Origin of the sequence: Corynebacterium sp. UMB2355A, assembly GCF_033877495.1 — a bacterium.
GTDB lineage: Bacteria > Actinomycetota > Actinomycetes > Mycobacteriales > Mycobacteriaceae > Corynebacterium > Corynebacterium pseudogenitalium.
This window is the reverse complement of sequence record NZ_CP138855.1, coordinates 1,668,363-1,686,170: the sequence shown is the minus strand read 5'-3', so window position 1 is coordinate 1,686,170 and position 17,808 is coordinate 1,668,363. Positions and strand designations below refer to the sequence as shown.

General features: G+C 66.4%; 16 protein-coding genes and 2 pseudogenes. 3 read left to right on the top strand and 15 right to left on the bottom strand.

The features are described from left to right. Nucleotides 1-62: 62 nt before the first annotated feature. Nucleotides 63-1,289, top strand: coding sequence for a geranylgeranyl reductase family protein (locus tag R0V12_RS07835; protein WP_320072445.1), 1,227 nt, complete (start codon nucleotides 63-65; stop codon nucleotides 1,287-1,289). Here the strand turns inward: R0V12_RS07835 and R0V12_RS07830 are convergent. The 10 genes and pseudogenes from R0V12_RS07830 to R0V12_RS07785 form a co-directional block, all read right to left on the bottom strand. Next, nucleotides 1,279-1,971, bottom strand: coding sequence for a demethylmenaquinone methyltransferase (locus tag R0V12_RS07830; RefSeq protein WP_070363148.1), 693 nt, complete (start codon nucleotides 1,969-1,971; stop codon nucleotides 1,279-1,281). The genes R0V12_RS07835 and R0V12_RS07830 overlap by 11 nt on opposite strands. 27 nt (nucleotides 1,972-1,998) lie before the next feature. Further along, nucleotides 1,999-3,099, bottom strand: a pseudogene (locus tag R0V12_RS07825) (glycosyltransferase family 4 protein); the annotation flags it as partial. Between the two features lie 3 nt (nucleotides 3,100-3,102). Continuing rightward, complete coding sequence (locus tag R0V12_RS07820) at nucleotides 3,103-3,528, bottom strand: DUF3592 domain-containing protein (RefSeq protein WP_370687097.1); 426 nt, start codon at nucleotides 3,526-3,528, stop codon at nucleotides 3,103-3,105. Beyond that, entirely contained in the window at nucleotides 3,528-5,144 is a 1,617-nt protein-coding gene (gene menD / locus R0V12_RS07815; protein WP_320072444.1) for a 2-succinyl-5-enolpyruvyl-6-hydroxy-3-cyclohexene-1-carboxylic-acid synthase, read from the bottom strand. Before menD ends, R0V12_RS07820 begins: the two co-directional genes overlap by 1 nt. Nucleotides 5,145-5,155: 11 nt before the next feature. Continuing rightward, on the bottom strand, nucleotides 5,156-5,593 hold the full coding sequence (locus R0V12_RS07810; RefSeq protein ID WP_070363152.1) for a hypothetical protein: 438 nt from the start codon (nucleotides 5,591-5,593) through the stop codon (nucleotides 5,156-5,158). A 15-nt stretch (nucleotides 5,594-5,608) separates the two neighbouring features. After that, on the bottom strand, nucleotides 5,609-7,189 hold the full coding sequence (locus tag R0V12_RS07805) for an SLC13 family permease (RefSeq protein WP_071572810.1): 1,581 nt from the start codon (nucleotides 7,187-7,189) through the stop codon (nucleotides 5,609-5,611). Between the two features lie 146 nt (nucleotides 7,190-7,335). Beyond that, complete coding sequence (locus tag R0V12_RS07800) at nucleotides 7,336-8,295, bottom strand: o-succinylbenzoate synthase (RefSeq protein ID WP_320072443.1); 960 nt, start codon at nucleotides 8,293-8,295, stop codon at nucleotides 7,336-7,338. Between the two features lie 9 nt (nucleotides 8,296-8,304). Further along, nucleotides 8,305-8,637, bottom strand: coding sequence for a FeoC-like transcriptional regulator (locus R0V12_RS07795; RefSeq protein ID WP_284818369.1), 333 nt, complete (start codon nucleotides 8,635-8,637; stop codon nucleotides 8,305-8,307). Continuing rightward, a complete protein-coding gene (feoB, locus tag R0V12_RS07790) occupies nucleotides 8,550-10,457 on the bottom strand; it encodes a ferrous iron transport protein B (protein ID WP_320072442.1) in 1,908 nt (635 codons plus the stop codon). The genes R0V12_RS07795 and feoB overlap by 88 nt, the downstream gene beginning before the upstream one ends. A 2-nt stretch (nucleotides 10,458-10,459) precedes the next feature. Beyond that, nucleotides 10,460-10,708 (bottom strand): FeoA family protein, encoded by a 249-nt coding sequence (locus R0V12_RS07785; RefSeq protein WP_083290805.1) that lies wholly within the window; start codon nucleotides 10,706-10,708, stop codon nucleotides 10,460-10,462. A gap of 106 nt (nucleotides 10,709-10,814) precedes the next feature. Here R0V12_RS07785 and R0V12_RS07780 point away from each other — a divergent pair. After that, nucleotides 10,815-11,746, top strand: a pseudogene (locus R0V12_RS07780) (1,4-dihydroxy-2-naphthoyl-CoA synthase). 214 nt (nucleotides 11,747-11,960) lie between these two features. Further along, nucleotides 11,961-12,839 carry a hypothetical protein gene (locus tag R0V12_RS07775; protein WP_320072441.1) on the top strand — a complete coding sequence of 293 codons (879 nt, stop codon included), beginning with the start codon at nucleotides 11,961-11,963 and terminating at the stop codon, nucleotides 12,837-12,839. Here R0V12_RS07775 and R0V12_RS07770 read toward each other — a convergent pair. From R0V12_RS07770 to R0V12_RS07750, 5 genes are all read right to left on the bottom strand, one after another. After that, nucleotides 12,836-14,251 carry an ABC-2 family transporter permease gene (locus R0V12_RS07770; protein ID WP_320072440.1) on the bottom strand — a complete coding sequence of 472 codons (1,416 nt, stop codon included), beginning with the start codon at nucleotides 14,249-14,251 and terminating at the stop codon, nucleotides 12,836-12,838. The genes R0V12_RS07775 and R0V12_RS07770 overlap by 4 nt on opposite strands. Then, a complete protein-coding gene (locus R0V12_RS07765) occupies nucleotides 14,248-14,949 on the bottom strand; it encodes an ATP-binding cassette domain-containing protein (RefSeq protein ID WP_320072439.1) in 702 nt (233 codons plus the stop codon). The genes R0V12_RS07770 and R0V12_RS07765 overlap by 4 nt, the downstream gene beginning before the upstream one ends. A 65-nt stretch (nucleotides 14,950-15,014) precedes the next feature. Next, on the bottom strand, nucleotides 15,015-15,653 hold the full coding sequence (locus R0V12_RS07760) for a response regulator (RefSeq protein WP_071572817.1): 639 nt from the start codon (nucleotides 15,651-15,653) through the stop codon (nucleotides 15,015-15,017). Beyond that, nucleotides 15,650-16,762, bottom strand: a complete 1,113-nt coding sequence (locus R0V12_RS07755) for a sensor histidine kinase (protein WP_143110524.1) — start codon at nucleotides 16,760-16,762, stop codon at nucleotides 15,650-15,652. Before R0V12_RS07755 ends, R0V12_RS07760 begins: the two co-directional genes overlap by 4 nt. 54 nt (nucleotides 16,763-16,816) lie before the next feature. Further along, nucleotides 16,817-17,797: a hypothetical protein gene (locus tag R0V12_RS07750; RefSeq protein WP_320072438.1), complete on the bottom strand. Its 981-nt coding sequence runs from the start codon at nucleotides 17,795-17,797 to the stop codon at nucleotides 16,817-16,819. Between the last annotated feature and the right edge of the window lie 11 nt (nucleotides 17,798-17,808).

Genomic DNA, 17,808 nt, shown 5'->3' with positions numbered 1-17,808 from the left:
CCACACCCTCCATTTTTTGCAGTAATGGGGTGTGCCTGCGCTATCTGGCACAATGTGGACTCGTGACTGAGTTTGTTGATTGCGTAGTTGTGGGCGCGGGCCCGTCGGGGGCCACGGCGGCCATTGCCGCCCAGAGAGCTGGGTTTTCTACTCTGCTTCTCGACGCCGCTTCGCCCGGCCGCGACAAAACCTGCGGCGACGGCCTGACCCCACGCGCGGTACATACGTTGCGCCGCCTGGGCCTGGAGCACGTGCTGCCCGCCTACCGCAACAAGGGCCTTCGACTGCACGGGTACGGGGGTGACGTGACGGCGCCGTGGCCGGACGGAGTCTACGGCACGGAGGGCTCCGCGAGCCCGCGCGCGACCTTCGATGCCGCGCTGGTCGCGGAGGCTGAGGCCGCGGGCGCCACTGTGTGGCAGGACTGCCCAGCAACGGACGTGGCGTTCGGAGCGGACGGCCTGATCGAGTCCGTGCACACCGCGCGCGGCGAGGTGCGCACCGGCTGGGTGATCGTGGCTGATGGGGTGCGTTCGACCTTCGGCAAGCGGTTGGGACGCACGTGGCACAAGGGCGAGGTCTTCGGTATCGCGGCGCGTTCCTACTGCACCTCCCCCATGTCCGGGGAGCCGTGGATGCACTCGCACGTGGAGCTTCGCGACGACACCGGCACCATCCAGCCCGGCTACGGCTGGATCTTCCCGCTCGGCGACGGCACGGTGAACCTCGGCTGCGGCGCCTTGTCCACGGACGCCCGCCCGGCGCGCGTGAACACGAAGAAGCTGCTCCACCAGTACGCGGACCAGCAGCGTGACACCTGGGCCTTGGGCGAGCCGCAGCAGGTCACCAGCGCCCTGCTCCCGATGGGCGGGGCAGTCTCGAACGTGGCGGGTCCGAACTGGATGCTCATCGGGGATGCGGCGGCGTGCGTGAACCCGCTCAACGGCGAGGGTATCGACTACGGCATGGAAACCGCCGTCATGGCGGTGGAACTGCTGCAGGAGGGCAAGGACTGCACGCTGGCGTGGCCGCTCATCCTGCGGGAGGCGTATGGCCGGGCGTTCGCGTTGGCGCGCACGGCGGCACGTCTGCTTACTTACCCGCAGTTCTTGCCGGTGGCGGGCCCGCTGGCGCTGCGTGGGGTGGCAGGACGCCACCTGATGCCGGCGGCGGCACGCCTGATGGGCAACCTGGTCACCGAAGAAGACACGGACCTGATTTCGCGTGCGTGGCGCGCGGCCGGGCGCGCGGTGCCCGTGAACGCGCCGCTATGGGACGCTACGTTGTAGGTTTCACGGCGCTGTGCAGCGCCACAATGCCGAGCGAGAGGTCCTGCCAGCCGGCGCCTGCCCACCCGTTGTGGTTGATGGCGGCGGCCAGCTCTTCTTGGTGCGGCCACGCCCGGATGGACTCGGCGAGGTACTCGTAGGCTTCTGCGTTGGAGGAGAACACCTTCGCCAGCAGCGGCAGCGCCACCGGCAGGTACTGCTTGTACAGGGTGCGGAAGCCGGGGACGATGGGCGTCGAAAATTCGTTGACCAGAAGGCGCCCGCCGGGCTTGGTCACGCGCGCCATTTCGCGCAGGCCCGCCTCGAAGTCGTAGACGTTGCGCAGGCCGTAGGAGATGGTGACGGCGTCGAACGTGTTGTCGGCGAACGGCAGGTGCATCGCGTCGCCGACGACCTTGGGCACGTCGCGGTCGCGACCGGCGGCCAGCATGCCCTGGGAGAAGTCGCAGGCGACGACCCACGCGCCGGACTTCGCCAACTCCACGGTGGACACGGCGGTGCCGGCGGCGAGGTCGAGCACCTTCTCCCCCGGCTTCAGGTTGAGGCGCTCGCGGGCGCGCCTGCGCCAGTACTTGTCCAGCCCGAAGGACAACACGGTGTTGGTGATGTCGTACTTCTCGCCGACGCCGTCAAACATGCCCGCTACGTCGAAGGGCTTCTTCTCCAGATCTGCCTTGGCCATAACGCTCTACTGTAGCGCGCGCTGTGCCTGTTCGTAATACTCGACGAGTTGCCGGCACAGCGCCTCCCACGTTTTGCCGGAAGTGGACTCGCGGGCCGCGACCCGAAGGTCCTGCCACCTGATCTCGTCGAGACACCACGCGACGGCGTGCGGGAGTTCGGTGGTGAACGTGGGGACGTCGAGAAGGAGGCCGTTGGTGCCCTCGGCGATGAGGTCGATGGGCCCGCCGGCGCGCGGCGCGATGGTGGGCACGCCGCTGGCCTGAGCTTCTTGGATGGTTTGGCAGAAGGTTTCAAACTCGCCGGGGTGTACGAAGACGTCGAAGCTGGCGTAGGCGCGGGCGAGCTCCTCGCCGGTGAGCGGGCCGCAAAACACCGCGCCCGGCAATACGGCGCGCAAGGCGTCGGCCTCAGGACCGCCGCCGACGATCACCACTTGCAGGTCCTCGCGGCCACAGAGTGGTGCGAGGCGGTGCACGCTCTTCTCGGCGGCGAGGCGGCCGACGAAGCCGACGATGCGTTTGCGACCGCTCGGGTCCCAAGTGCGGCGTAGCTCCTCGCTGCGGCGGCGGGGGTGGTAGAGGGTGGCGTCGACACCTCGGCCCCACGTGTGGACGCGCTCGATGCCGTGCCTGTGCAGCTGCTCCACCGCTGCCGACGACGGTGCGAGCGTGAGCTGGCAGGCATTGTGGAGGCGCCGCGTCCAGTCCCACGAAAGCTTCGCCAGCGCCGGGAGGTGGTATTTCGTGGCGAACCCGGCCACATCGGTTTGGTAGAGCGCTACCGCGGGCACCTTCAGCTGGCGCGCGGCGAACGCGCCGGCCGCCCCGAGCACGAACGGGCTGGCCAGGTGCACCACATCCGGCTGAAAGGAAGCGAGCGCGGCGCGCACGGCACTGGTGGGGACCCCGATGGGCAGCGAGTTGACCATCGGCACGCGCACGGTGGGCACGCGCACCACGCGGAAGCCCCGGTAGTCGGGGATTTCCTCCTGGTGTTCACGCGCCCCGGGGGCGATCACGAGGGCGTCGTGGCCGTACTCGCGAAGGTGGTCGAGCACGCGCAGCACGGAATTGGTCACCCCGTTGACGTTCGGCAGGAAGGACTCTGCAACGATGGCCACGCGCATCCGCTACGCCGCCCCCTCGCTGTCCTCGCGCACGAAGCGCCCCACGCCCTTCCAGGCCGCGGCAGCCACAAGCGTTGCCACCACGGCGACGGACAGCGCAGGGATCAGCGACAGCATCCAACCGCGGCCCTCAACTTTGACCAGGTCGGGGTCGGTGCGCGAGTACGTCACCCACACCTGTTGGCCTTCGCTGAGCCCGGTTGGGTACAGCAGACCGGTCGCCGGCGAGTGGGTGCGCCCGCGGTCATCCTGGTACTCCACGGCGGTGCGGATCTTGCTCACGCCAGTCACAGTGGCGAGGCCGCGGCCGGGGTCGCGGGCGATGCGCCAGTCGTTGATGGCCGGCCCTGCGACCATCGCGAGGCTGCCGAGCATCGCGCACGTATACAGCGCCAGCACGAGCTGCTGGGCGCGTCGCTTCCAGCGGATCACTTCTGCAGCCGCTGCGCGAGCGCTCGCCGGGTGGCCCGTGTGGTGCGCGCTTCCACGACGGTGATCGGGCTGGGCTGCGCCTCCAGCTCGAGGAGCACCTCGTGCAGCTCGGCGAGGGTTTCGGCACGGCGGTAGTCGGCGCCGTAGGCCTCCGCCAGCTTTTCGACGTCCACTTCGTGCCTCGTACCAAACGCCTTCTCAAAGTCGTCCCGGACGGACTCCGCCCCGACCTCGAGCGTTTCGAAGATGCCACCGCCGTCGTCGTTGGCGACCACGATGGTGAGGTTGCCGGGGCGTGGCTCGTCGGGCCCGATAAGGAGCCCTCCGGCATCGTGAAGGAAGGTGAGGTCCCCCATGAGCGCGACGGTGCGCGGGGCGCGGATCTCGTCCGGGTGCAGACGCTGCGTGGCAAGGGCAATGCCGATTGCCTGGGAGACCGTGCCGTCGATGCCCGCGGCGCCGCGCGGGGAGAAGGTCGGCACGCCGTCGAACGGCATGCCGACGAAGGAGGCGTCCCGGACCGGGTTGGAGGCCCCCAACACCAGCGTGTCCCCGACCCCGAGGGTGTCGCACACGGCGGCGGCGACGTGCATGCCGGTAAACCCGTAGTCGGCGTCGGCGAGGGCGTCGCGCACCGTGTTCGCGCCGACGCCGCCCGCGGCCTCGCAGATGGTGATCCACTGCTGGCGCGGCTGGCCGGTCGCGTTGACTCGCGAACCGCGCAGCTGCGGGTTGCCCGTGAACGTCTCCGTGCGCGAAATGCCGATCACGGTGATGTCCGGGTCGGCGAGCAACGCCATCACGTCGCGGTGCAGGGTTGGGTGTCCCACCACGATGACCTGCTCCGGCTTCGTCGACGCTGCGAAATCGCCGCCGTCGTGGCTAATCGAGACCTCGCTCTGCGCGAAGAATCGCGCGGCCAGCGGGTGCACCTGGTGGAACGGCGTTGGCGCGGTGGGCTCGGCGATGGTGGGCACGTGCTCCAGTCCGGGAACGTCCCAGGCCTCGTCGCCTGCGATGACCAGCGTGTCCTTCGTCAAGTCGACGTCGACGGCGCCGTGGTCACTCCACGCGGGCTTCGTGGCCAGGCGACCCGGACCAACCCGGCGCGACTTCCCCACCGGCTCCGGCAGGGCGTCGGGCACCAGCGGGGTGTCCAGGGCCACGTTGACGTGCACCTGGGCTGCGCCGAAGTCCAGCGCGCGGGCCTCCTCCGCACTGGTGACCTGCTGGGTCTTGGCGTAGTGGCCGAAGATGCCCTGCTGCCAAATCGTCTGGGAGGCCCCAGTGCCGACCATCCACTCGGGGCGGTCGGCGCTGATCACGGCCAGCGGCACGTGCGCCATGTGCGCCTCCACCATGGCGGGAAGCGTGTTGGCAACCGCGGTGCCGGACGTCATCACTACGCCGACGTGGCGGCGCTGCACGCGCGCCAGGCCGAGGGCGGTGAAGGAGGCGGAGCGTTCGTCGATACGCATGTGGACGGTGATGTCCCTGCGTGCGAGCAGCGCGTACGCCAACGGCGAGTTGCGCGAACCTGGGCACATCACCACGTCGGTAACGTGCTGCGAGAGCGACTCGGCGACCTGGCGGGCAATATCCATCGAGTTCATGGCCACCTACCTTACTGGCCTTGCAGGGCGCTCTCTGCACCGGAGACGATGTCGTCGAAAAGGCCGCGCAGCTCGGTCGGCACCTCGACGGCTGGCTCGGTCGGTGCCACGGTCTCCCCGCTCTCCCCGCGCCCCCGGTCCGGCAGCAACTTCGGCCGCTTCGTCGTGGTCTCCGTGACCGTCTCCGTGGACACGGCAGTCTCGGTCACCGTGGAGGTCACCGGCGGCTTGTCCGCCTCGGCTGCGGCGCTGCGCCACAGGAAGAACAGCACCGTGCCGGCGCACAGTGCGATAGCAAGGGCAATCCCCAGCCCAATTGCGAGCCCGTTGGAGCGCTGCGGCTCCAGCTCGTAATAGGACTGGGGTTCGTAATAGGCTTCCGGCTCGTAGTACTGCGTTTGGTGCTCCGGGTCCGGGAAGTATTGCTTTGGACGTTGCTGGTTATCCATGCTGCTAGCGTACCGCTAGAGCACCAAACCAAACACCGGCACCGCCAGGAAGTAGGTCACCACGGTGATCAGGCCGAGGGAGATGATGTTCAGCCACAGGCCACCCTTGAGCATCTCGCCCATAGTGACGTAGCCGGAGGAGTACGCGATCGCGTTCGGCGGCGTTGCCACCGGGAGCATGAACGCACAGGTTGCGGACAGCGCCACCGGGATGGCCAGCAGCAGGATATTCATCTCGGTCGCCTCGGTCAGGCCGATACCAACCGCGACACCGCCCATGATCGGGAGGAAGGTGGCGGCGGTCGCCGTGTTCGAGGTCAGCTCGGTCAGGCCCAGCACCAGTGCAGCGACAGCCATGATGAGCAGGATCGTCGGCAGCACGGCGAGGCCCTTTGCGGCTTCACCGATCCAGAGGGACAGGCCGGTGGAGGTGAACATCGCGGACAGAGACAGGCCACCACCGAACAGCAGCAGGACGTCCCACGGCATCTCGTTCGCGGTCTCCCAGTCCATCAGGCGCTTGCCCTGCTTCGTGCCCGGCACGATGAACATCAGCAGGCCGGCAATGATGCCGACGATGGCGTCGTTGTACGGGAACTCCCAACCGAACTGCTTGATGCCAAGCGGAATGAAGATCCAGGCGAGTGCTGCGACCAGGAAGATGATGCCGACGGCCACCTGCGGGAAGGTCCATGCGCCCAGCTTGCGGTACTCGGCGTCGATAAGCTCCTTGCCACCAGGGATCCGGTCGATCTCAGGCTTGAACACGTTAATCAGGACAAACCAGGCGATCACGGTCAGCAGGATCGCCATCGGCATACCGACGAGCATCCACTGACCGAACCCGATCGTGATGTCGTGTGCTTCCTTCATGTAGCCGGCCAGCAGCGCGTTCGGTGGTGTACCAATCAGGGTGCCGAGCGAACCGGTGGAGGCGGAGTACGCGATTGCCAGCATGAGCGAGGTAGCGAACTTCTTCTGGTTCTGCATGCCACCCACGGAGTCAGCGGTCAGGGTCAGCACAGAAACACCAATCGGGAGCATGACCACCGCGGTTGCGGTGTTGGACACCCACATGGACATGAAGCCAGTGGCCAGCATGAAGCCCAAGATGATGCGCTTCGGGCTGGTACCCACAATGCGCACGACCACCAGCGCGAGCCTGCGGTGCAGATTCCAACGCTGCAACCCGAGGGCCATCAGGAAGCCACCCATGAAGAGGAAAATCGTGGACGACGCGTACGGCCCGGAGACCGCGCTGAACTTTGCCACGCCCATCACCGGGAAGATCGCTATCGGTAGCAAGGCGGTTGCCGCCAGCGGGATCGCCTCCGTCATCCACCACGCCGCCATGAGCACCGTGGTCGCGGCGACGACGCGCATTACGTCGGCATCGTAGGTCGTTTCAGGGTCGGCGCCCGAGGACTGTTGCACTGTTTCGGCAGCGCTGCCCGGGAAGATGTAGTACACCAGCAGCGCAAGCAGCACACCTGCGATCAGGCCGATGAGTTGGCGGCGCCACTCACCCGGTTCGGGCGACTTGGCAAGCTCGCCGTCGGAGAGCGCGGACGATTCGTGCATCACGGGAGTCGACATTTTCGATCCTTTCGAACAGGATTCACACAACAGCTAAAAAGGTGATCTTTCACACCCTCGCGTGGGAGACGTTACGCCCTCACACATCAAATGTCGCAAGAATGCACAGATTAATCAAACATTTCCACCCCCGCCCGGGCACGTTTTTACCCCCGCATGGTGTCCATGCAGTCCCGAACGCGCTGAAACCACCAGTCGCGACGTTCCGCGGGAGCCCGCAACTCGTGCAGACGCGCCGGATCGGGGGTAACAGGGGTGGCTTCGAGGCAGCCATCGATAAGTGGGCGGGGCTTCGCGACGTCCTCTACGAACAGCCGCTGCGTAGCCAATCCCGCTGCACGCGAATCCGCGCACCGCGCCGCTACCAGCCCCGCGTACATCCCCACCGCGGTGTCCAGGGCGCTGGCCACCGTCACATCCATCCCCAGGTCCCGCTTCAGCGCCAGCAGGCGGCGCACTCCCCCGAGCGGCGCAACCTTCAACACGGCAACATCCGCCGCGCCCAGCTCGGCGACACGCAGCGGGTCAGCCGCCCGGCGTATCGATTCGTCCGCCGCGATCGGCGTACGCACCCGCGCACGCACCTCCGCGAGCTCCTCCGCGCTCCCGCAGGGCTGCTCGATGTACTCCAGCTCCCCCAACGCGTCGGCGGCGCGCACCGCCTCCTCGACGCTCCACCCCCGGTTCGCGTCCACGCGCAGGGTCGCGTCGGGACGCAGCTCGCGCACCCGCTCGACGCGCGCGACATCGTCGGCGAGCGTCTGACCAGCCTCGGCCACCTTAATCTTGAACGTCCCGATCCCCGGGAAACGCTCCAACACCTCCTCCACCTGGGCGGCATCCACCGCGGGCACCGTGCCGTTCACCGGCACCGGTCCGGAGGCCTCCGGCAGACCATCGAACGCGGCCTCCGAACCGGAGCGCAGCCACTGCGCGGACTCTTCAGGGCCGTACTCCACAAAGGGAGAGAACTCGCCCCAGCCGGAGGGGCCGTCGATAAGCAGGGCCTCACGGGTGGTGATCCCGCGGAACTTCACTGCCATAGGCAGGGCTACAACGTGGGAGCGCTCAAGGATCTCGTCAACGGAAGGCAATAAAGAAGGCATAGGGCCAGGCTAGCGCCGGCCGAGCACCAACGCGACAGGGCCCGACGTGCACGCCCCGCGAGACGGACAGCCACCGCAGCCGCCCGCGCAGGAGTCGTTGAGGGCGCGGCGCTGCACTTCGCCGGTGGCCTCGAGGTGGGCCATGACAGCGTCGATAGTCATGGGTGACAGGTTGGTGCGGCGCGCGATTTCCTCGCGGCTCACGCAGCCCTCGCGCAGTGCGCCGAGCACCGCCGACATCGGTCCGCCACTCATCAGAAGAACACCTTCAGCAGCTGGAACGCGCCGACGGCCAGGCCCCACGCCATCACCATCTGCAGCGCGACGCCGAACAACGTCCACTTCAGGCCGATCTCCCGGCGCTGCGCGGCAAGTGTAGCCACGCACGGGGTGTATGCCAGCAGGAAGAGCATGTACGCCCACACTGCAGGTATCGCGTGCCCGCCGGAGGCCTGGTTGAAGTCTTCGCGGATTGCCTGGCTCAGCGGCGAGTTGCCGTCGCCTTCCTCGGGCTCCTCCAGCGCGTAGGTCTGGGCCCAGCTCGAGATGACGGCCTCCTTGGCCACGAAGCCGGTAATCAGCGGACCAGCGAGGGACCAGGAGTCGAAACCGGCGGGCGCGAAGACGGGGGCGATCGCGTCAGAGACAGTGCCGTACACCGACTCCTGCGGGGCCACCTCGCCGAACTCTGCTTCGGAGGTCACCGGGGTGGACTGCAGCGCCCACACCACGACGACAGTCGCGACGATGATCTTGCCGGCGGTCTCCAGGAAGCCGCGCAGGCGAGCCCACATCACCGACAGCGCCAGACGCGCGCCCGGCAGCTGGTACACTGGCAGGTCAATGACCAGGGGCTCAGTGCCCATCGTGGACCACAGCGCCTTACGCAGCGCCAGGCCGGTCAGCACGACAAGCAGAATAGAAATGACGTACATCGCGAAGACGACGGTGCCCGCGTGGTCCGGGAAGAACGTCGCACCCAGCATGACGTACACCGTCAAACGCGCACTGCAGGACGTGAACGGCACCAAGAGGGCCGTCATCAGGCGGTGGCGCGGGTCCCCCATCACGCGCGTCGCCGAAATCGCCGGCACATTGCAGCCGAAGCCAACGATGAGCGGGATGAACGCCTTGCCCGGCAAGCCCATCGCGCGCATCACACGGTCCGCGACGACGGCCGCGCGCGCCATATACCCGGAGTCCTCCAGCACGGCGAGGCACAGGAACATCAGCGCCATCAGCGGGGCGAACGTAAGCACCATGCCCACGCCGTTAATCAGGCCGTCGACAACCAGGCCGCGCAGCCAGCCGATATCCGGCAGCACCGCGAGCGCCGCGTCAGAGACCGGGCCGCCGAAGAAGTTCTCCAAACCATCCTGCAACGGCTTCGCCACAGTGGTGGTGATCTCGAAGACCATCCACATCGCCACCAGGAACATCAGCGGGCCAATCACCGGGTGCAGCGCGAAACGGTCCAGGCGCTCGGTGAAAGTCTGCTGGTGGCCGGTGTCGCTCGCGGCGCGCTCGACGGCGGCGTCGACCCAGGCGAAGCGGGCGTCGGCAAGCTCGAAGTCGTCTGAAGTGGCCACTGGGCGCAGGGTGACGGCGGGCTCGGCGAGCTGGGCGTCGATAACTTCGCGCAGCCCGCGAACGTCCCTCTTACGCGGATCGACCGCGACCACGGGCAGCCCGAGCGCGTTCTGCAGCGCCGCCGCATCCACCGCAATGCCCTCCGCGCGGGCCACATCCATCTTGGTCAACGCAACCACGATGCGGTACGGCGTCTCCGCGAGCTGCGCCACCATATACAAACCACGCGCAAGGTTCGCCGCATCAACGACGACCACCACCGCATCCGGACGCTCCGCCGGGCAACGCTCCAGCAGCAGCTCGCGAGTGAGCTCCTCGTCAGGGCTCTGCGGATCCAGCGAGTAGGCGCCAGGAAAATCAATCACGTTATAGGAACCCGCCCACACGCCGCGAGAAATCTCCACGGAGGTGCCAGGCCAGTTGCCCATCTTCACGTTCGCGCCAGTCAGCGCATTAAACAAGGTGGACTTGCCGGCGTTCGGAGCTCCGATCAGCGCGATGGTGGGCTCGCCCTTGACGGCGGTATCTGCGTGCGGCCCGCAACACGACGGAACCTGGGTGAAATCGGCCATGGCTATGCCACGCTCACCTTGATGCCACGCAGCGCGTCAGCGCTGAGGGCGTAGCGGGAGGTTGCCACCTTGATCACGCGGCCACCACCAGCCGTGGACTGCATAATGCTCACGCGCTGGCCTGGGCGAAGACCAAGCTCCTGCAGGCGACGCGCGACGGTAGGTGTAGTGTCAAGCGCCGCGATAACGGCGCTGTCGCCGACGGGGATGCGGGCAAGGGTGCCCTCGGCAGTTTTCGTTATCAGACTCATACGTTTGATTTAACTCCGAGCCCATTAGGTAAGCAATGCCTTATACAGCGGTTGCCTCCCTGTGGGGGTGCCCCGAGCTGCCGTCGGCACCGTAGACTACAAAGCCATGATCTATTCCACTGCGCAACCATTCGACCCAACCCAATGGCGCGAGGTCGAAGGTTTTGACTTCACCGACATCACCTATCACCGACACGTAGGGACCACGCGCGCCGACGGCATCGTCCGCATCGCCTTCGACCGCCCCGAAGTACGCAACGCGTTCCGCCCCCACACCGTCGACGAACTCTACCGGGCACTCGACCACGCCAGGCGCGACCCTTCTGTGGGCGTGGTGTTGCTGACCGGCAACGGGCCTTCCGAGAAGGACGGCGGCTGGGCGTTCTGCTCCGGCGGCGACCAGCGCATCCGTGGCCGCTCCGGCTACCAGTACGCGGGCGGCGACACCGCCGACACCGTCGATGAAGCGCGCGTCAAGGCCGAGGGCGGACGCCTGCACATCCTTGAGGTCCAGCGCCTCATCCGCACCATGCCCAAGGTGGTCATCGCGGTGGTGAGCGGCTGGGCAGCCGGCGGCGGCCACTCACTCCACGTCGTGTGCGACCTGACCATCGCCTCGAAGGAGGAGGCCAGGTTCAAACAAACCGACGCCGACGTCGGCTCCTTCGACGCCGGCGACGGCTCCGCCTACCTGGCCAAGATGGTGGGTCAAAAGTTCGCCCGCGAGATTTCTTCCTCGGCCGCACCTACTCTGCCGAGGAGATGCAGCGCATGGGCGCCGTCAACATCGTCGCCCCGCACGCTTCCTTGGAAGAGGAGGCCATCCAGGTCGCCCGCGAAATCAACGGCAAGTCCCCCACCGCACAGCGCATGCTCAAATTCGCCTTCAACCTTGTCGACGACGGCCTCATGGGCCAACAAGTCTTTGCCGGTGAAGCAACCCGCCTCGCCTACATGACCGACGAGGCCGTCGAAGGCCGCGACTCCTTCCTAGAAAAACGCGAACCCCGCTGGGACGACTTCCCGTTCTACTACTAGGTACTAGGTAGGTGCGCGGCCTGGCGGTTTTCTCCCCTTCGTGCCCGCCGAAATAGTTCCCGCCGCCGGGAACTATTTTGGGTTCGGGGCCGGTTCCGGTCGACCAACGGTTACATTTCCCTAGGTCACAACGACTGTCCACGAAAATGGTTCCGGCGATCACGAATAGGTTGGGAACTTTCTTCAGGTTTCTAGTTTTCTGTAGCGTGGTGCCATGAAGCGCTATCTGCCTCTCATCACCGCCACTCTCCTGCTGGCTTCCTGCGGCACGGCGCCTGTGCCGGAAGCGCCCGTGCCGGAAACAACACTGGGCACGCCCGCGACTGAAGCACCGGCGCCCTCCACCCGTGATCTGTACGCCGACGCCATCGCGGACCCGGCGCGATTCTTCGCAGATCTCGAAGGCTTGGACGGCACGTTCACCTACGACGTCTTAGATATCAACGGCGATCTTGAGCCGGAACTGCTGCTGCGCGCTGATGCTGACGGCCCCTCCCCCGTTCGTGTGTTGCGGGCCCAGGACGGCACGCTGAACTGGACGAAGGACTACCTCATCGACTCGGACGACCCTTACCCGACGGTGTTCACCAACGGCACGCAGCCGGGCTTGGACCAGTACGAAACCGAAGGCCCTCTCCTGCACGTGACGCACTTCGAGCTGCGGGGTCAGCGTTTGGAGAAGGTGTGGGGTCCGGAGGAGACGGTCGTCGGCAATCCGCTCAGCGAGTTCACCCGTATCACCTGGCACCCGACGACGGCCGCGGCGGCGCTGGGCACAATCAAACCTCCAGAGCTCAAAGGTCCAATGGAGGGCACGATGGGTCAGGTATCCGAGGTCGAGCACCTACAGGGGCAGCAGTTCCGTGTCTGGTTCGCGCCAACCGCGGACGGTATCGCGGTGACCTACCCTGAGCTCGGCTGCGCGGGCCACCTGACCAGGACCAATGATGGCTTCCGCGAGACGATCACCGAGGGCACCTGCGATAACGGCGGCACGTGGCACTTACTTATCGACGACAACCACGCCCACGCCTTCTACAACTCCCCCGATGGTCGCTACACGGCGGACGGACGCCTCACCCCGGCGGGTTAGCGTCGTACTGGGCGCATCCCGCGCAGCGTCCGCATCAGCAGCATTACAACCACCGCCAGCAGCACCAGCCCCACCGCAGCCGCAACCCACACTCGTGCACCGGTGGCCGTAGCTGGCCATGCGGGGACGGCGAGGATCCATAACGCAGATTGCGCGAGGACATCCCCGCCGATCGTGGCGGAGACGATTGTGACCAGGATCGTCGTGGCCAGCGTCCACGCCACGCCGAAGCGGACGGTGATGGCAAGTGCGGTGAGCGTCAATACGCTGCCTGCGAGAAACGCGAGGAGTCCGAAGCGTGCGTCGCCAACCACGGCCGCTCCGAACGCGCACACGAGGGCGACGACTCCAAAGCACCACGTGGCCAATGCGGCGCGGACGCGTGGGTGTTCGACCTGCATGAGCGCCCAGGCGGGACGCAGTTTCGGCCACACCAGTGTGGGAAGCACGCCCGCCCCTATCGGCAGGATGATGTAGGTGAACATCGCCTCACGCACATCCACCGGATATGCCAGCGAGAACAGCAGCACCAGGGCGGTGAGCAGGAGCAAGGCGCGTATCGACGACACCCTCGCCGCCATCGCAACCCCCTTCACCGCAGCCACGTATCCGGTGGCTTCGGTGCGTGGCGTCGCCGGAGAAGTGGCCAGCGGTGCGGTGACGTGGTGGACTCGGCGGCGGCGCAATATAGGTCGGGTGCGCGGTGGTACGAGGGCGGCCACTACAAAGCCAATTGCTGCGAGCACCAGCGTGAGGATGAGGGCAAGCACAGGAGACTCCCCCGCCATCGGATCCGTGGCGTCGAGGGGCAGCAGGTTGAAGTGCAGGCCCATGGTCGGCAGCACCAACCGAATTGGCCAGGCGCCGGGGTTGGCCCACCACCAGTCGCGTTCGGCGAAGTAGCCAAGCTCGATGGTGAAGAAAAAGCCGAGGATGATGGTCGGCAGCATCCCGATGCGTCGCGTAGACGCGGCGGCGAGGCCTGCCGGACCGAGCATGCCCAGCCACACAAACAAGCCGACGAGTGCGATCGCGGCTGTGTTGTCTAGGTTGAACATGAGGCCGGCGGCAACCGGTACGACAAAGTCAAGGGCAACGAACACGGCCAGCGCCAGCCACACCACGGCGATGCGGGCGGCTCGCGTTCGCACCCGTGAGACCGGCCGCCACCAAGTGCCACCGCCTCGGGCGTCACGCTCGCGGGTCTCGGCCAAGCCTGCGAACAGTGCGGCGGCAGGCGCAGCCATGCCGGTGACCAACAGGCCTTGCGGGTAGAGCAGGTTCGTGGCGGTTTCCACATTTCCGGCCAGGGCGAACAACGTCAGCAGCACACCGACCAGCAAACCTGCCCCAGCGAGCCACCACAGTATGGAGCCGCGAGCACGGATCCATTCGGCGTGTAGGAGGTTCATCGTTCACCACCGGAGGTGAGCCGAAAGAACGACTCTTCTAGGTTTGGACCCAGTTCCGCGAGCTCGCCTGCGAAGCGGACGCTGCCGCCTGCGATGACTGTGGCGTCGTCGGCCATGTGCAGCACTTCGCCGAGTTGGTGGGAACTGACCAGGACGGTGCGCCCGGCACGTGCGTATTCGCGGAGGTAGTCGCGCAGGTGGGCAATGCCTTCGGGGTCGAGACCGTTTTGTGGTTCGTCGAGAATGAGCACCTCTGGCTCGCCGAGCAGCGCCTGAGCGAGAGCGAGGCGGCCTTTCATGCCGGTGGAGAAACTGCCGGCTTTCTTCTTGCCCGCGGTTTGGAGGCCAACCAGTTCGAGGACCCGGTCGGCTTCGCTGTCGGGAAGGCCCAGCAGCGTGGTGTGGACGCGGAGGTTGTTGCGGGCGCTGAGGTGGCTGTAAAAGGCGGGGTCGTTGATGGAGGCGCCGACATGGCGCAGTGCCGAGCGGTCAAACGGCTGCCCCATCAGTGTTACCTCGCCGACATCGGGTTCGATCAGGCCGAGCAGCACCGACATCAGCGTCGATTTACCCGCGCCGTTGGGGCCGAGCAGTGCGTGGACTCGGCCCGGGGTGGTGGTCAACGACACGTCGCGAAGTACGTGGTGGTCCCCGAAGGACACGGCCACGCCGCGGCAAGCAAGTTGCGTATCAGTCATGGCATTCATGGTCGTCGCCGAACAAGGCGACCACATCGGCCGGCGGAACCACACTGCCTCCTCCTCTAGGAGGAGATCCCGGCGCGCTGGGCGATCAAGGCAAGCGCCACCCTGTCGCGCGCGCCGAGTTTGGCAAGCAGGTTGGAGACGTGCGTTTTCACCGTGGTCTCTGCAATAAACAGTGTGGCGGCGATTTCAGCGTTCGTGGCGCCGCGGCCAATTTCTGCGAGCACGTCGTGTTCGCGTTGCGTCAGCGCCTCCAGCGCGGCGGCGGATTCTTGGGTGCCCGCACCGTCGCGGACCCATTCCATCACGCGGCCGGTCACCCCGGGGGCCAGAACCGATTCGCCGCGGGCGACAGCGCGCACGGCGTTGGCCAGGACGTCGGGTTCGGCGTCTTTGAGAAGAAAGCCGTGCACGCCGGCGTCGATAGCCGCATGGATCAAGGTGTCGTCGTCGAAGGTGGTCAGCATGATCACGCGTGGGCCCATTTCCATGATGGTGCGGGCGGCGGTGATGCCGTCGAGTACTGGCATGCGGATGTCCAGCACCGCCACGTCGATGCGGTGGGCGCGGGTTTGCTCCACGGCCTCGGCGCCGTCGGCGGCGGTGGCGACGACGGTGATGTCGTCCTGGGCGTCCAAGATGGTGCGGAGGGCGCTGAGGAGGAGCGGTTGGTCGTCGGCAAGGAGCAGGCGGATCATGCTGCCAACTCCGCCCACACGGTAAATGTCTCCCCTGACTGCCATGTCTTCAGCGTGCCACCGGCGCTTGCCGCGCGTTCGCGCAGCCCCTCCAGCCCAACACCAGTGCCTGGTTGGGGTCGAATCTGGCCGGTAGAAACGACTTCTACCACTACGGTCTCGCCCGGTGCGATCCGAACCATCACAGCGGGATCGACTTGGTGGCGTGCCGCGTTCGCCAGCGCCTCCGCCACGATGCGATAAATAGCAAGCGAGGTCACCGGGGAGACATCCACTGCTGGTGCTTCCAGCGACACTTCCAGACCGGCGTCGCGGTAGCGCTGCACCAACGACGGCAGGTCAGGGATCCCCGCCGCCGGCGAAAACGCATGATCGCTCTCACGCAGGCCGCGCACAAGCAGGCGAATCTCCGACAACGACTGCCCGGCGGCCTCGTTGATCTGCTGCAGCGCCTCCCGCTCCTGTCCGGCCGCCAACCCTGCATTGGCCTGCGCTTTGATCAGGGTCAGCGAGTGGCCGAGAAGGTCGTGAATATCGCGGGCAATGGCGCGGCGTTCCTCCTCGCGCGCCGCTGCGAGACGTTGCTCTTTCGCGTGTGCTTCTCGACGACGCACCTCATCCTCAGCTGCCACATTCGCCCCAAGGAGATACCCCACCGCACTCGCACCCCAGTGCAGCGCAAGCGTGATCCCGAGATCGACCCCGTGCCGGTAGAACAACACAAAGTTGTCGTCCCACGTCCACATGAACGGCGACAGCAGTGCCCACCCGCACGCGGCAGCGAGAACAACTAGCGCGAAGCGCTTCCCTGTAAACAGCCCGGCAATAAAGGTCGCCACCGGGACCGCCAACACCCACGGCGAAAAGCCAAGGTTGACCGGCGCGGCCAGCCACATCACAGACCAGGCAACATTCAGCGCGATAAGCGCAATCGAGGAGAACTTGGGTTTGCTCGTGAGCACCACGCACACCGCGACGAAGCCCCACGACAGCACGGCCTGGCCCCAACTGGCCGCATGCGTGGGTTGGGTAAACGCACTCGCGGTGTACACCGCCGCCAAGATGGCAACAGCGACCGCGAGCACAAGGTCACCCGGTTTGTAGCGCATGGCCGTAAGCCTATCGGCAACACCGAACACGCGCCTCCTCCCAGGGGAGGAGATCTACTTGTTCAGCCCGGGAATCTTCGGAAGCTCCGGCACATTGATGCCGGCGTTCTTGAGCAGCGCGAACAACCCACCCAGCGCTGCCAGAACCGCAGCGATGATGCCGATGATCTGGCCGAGCTTGGCGTCAAAGTTCTGCGGCTGCTCCGGCTTCGGCGCGGGCTGCTCCGGGGTCGGCGCTTCGGGTGTGGAAGGGTCTGCTGATTGGCCCGGCAGGGTGTTCTTCAGTACCGGCGGTGCTGGCAGGTCTGCGTTCTGGGTGCTGAAGATAAGCGGTGGGTTGTCGCTGCACTGTTGCGCCTGCTTAAGCAAGTAGTAGTACCGGGACTCGAGTGAGTCGGTGGCCTTGGCAAAGTATGTGTCGGACATGTTCGAGGCAAACGCGGCGCGCTTCCAGTCCTGGACGTGGTTCAGGAACCGAGCAGTGTTGTCGCCGGTACGGCCAAACACGTAGTTCGCCCCGAGGCTGGTCACCTCCGGCACGGAGCCGTCGATACCGATGTACCAGCGCGCCGATCCCTGCAGCGCCTTGCCCGCTGGTGAAAGCGGAATCTGGGCGCCCTGCTTCATGTCCAGGTAGAAGTCGGCGTCGGTGGAAACCAGGCCTAGCTTGGCCAGTTTTTCCTTAGTGGCGGCGCGGGTGGCGTCGTAGTCGGGACGCTCGCCGGGCTCCTGCCCTTCCAGGCGGAGTTGCTGGTAGGAGATGATGGCTGGTTGGTCGAGGTGGGCGTCGCCAAGTGGTTTGAGCCCCTCGAAGGTTGCCTCGAATGCTTCGGCGACGGCGGTGGCGTACATGCCGTGCGTGAGCGTTTTTGCGATGCGTTCGGCCTGCCAGGCAGGGCCGCGCTCGGCGTCGTTGAGGACGACGCGGCACTGGCCACTGTCAGTGCGGGCGAGGTGGGCGGCGTGGGCCGGGGTCGTGGCGAGGGCAGTGAAGGCGGTCGCCGCAGCGACGGCCGATGCGAGGATCTTCTTCATGCCCATGTAAT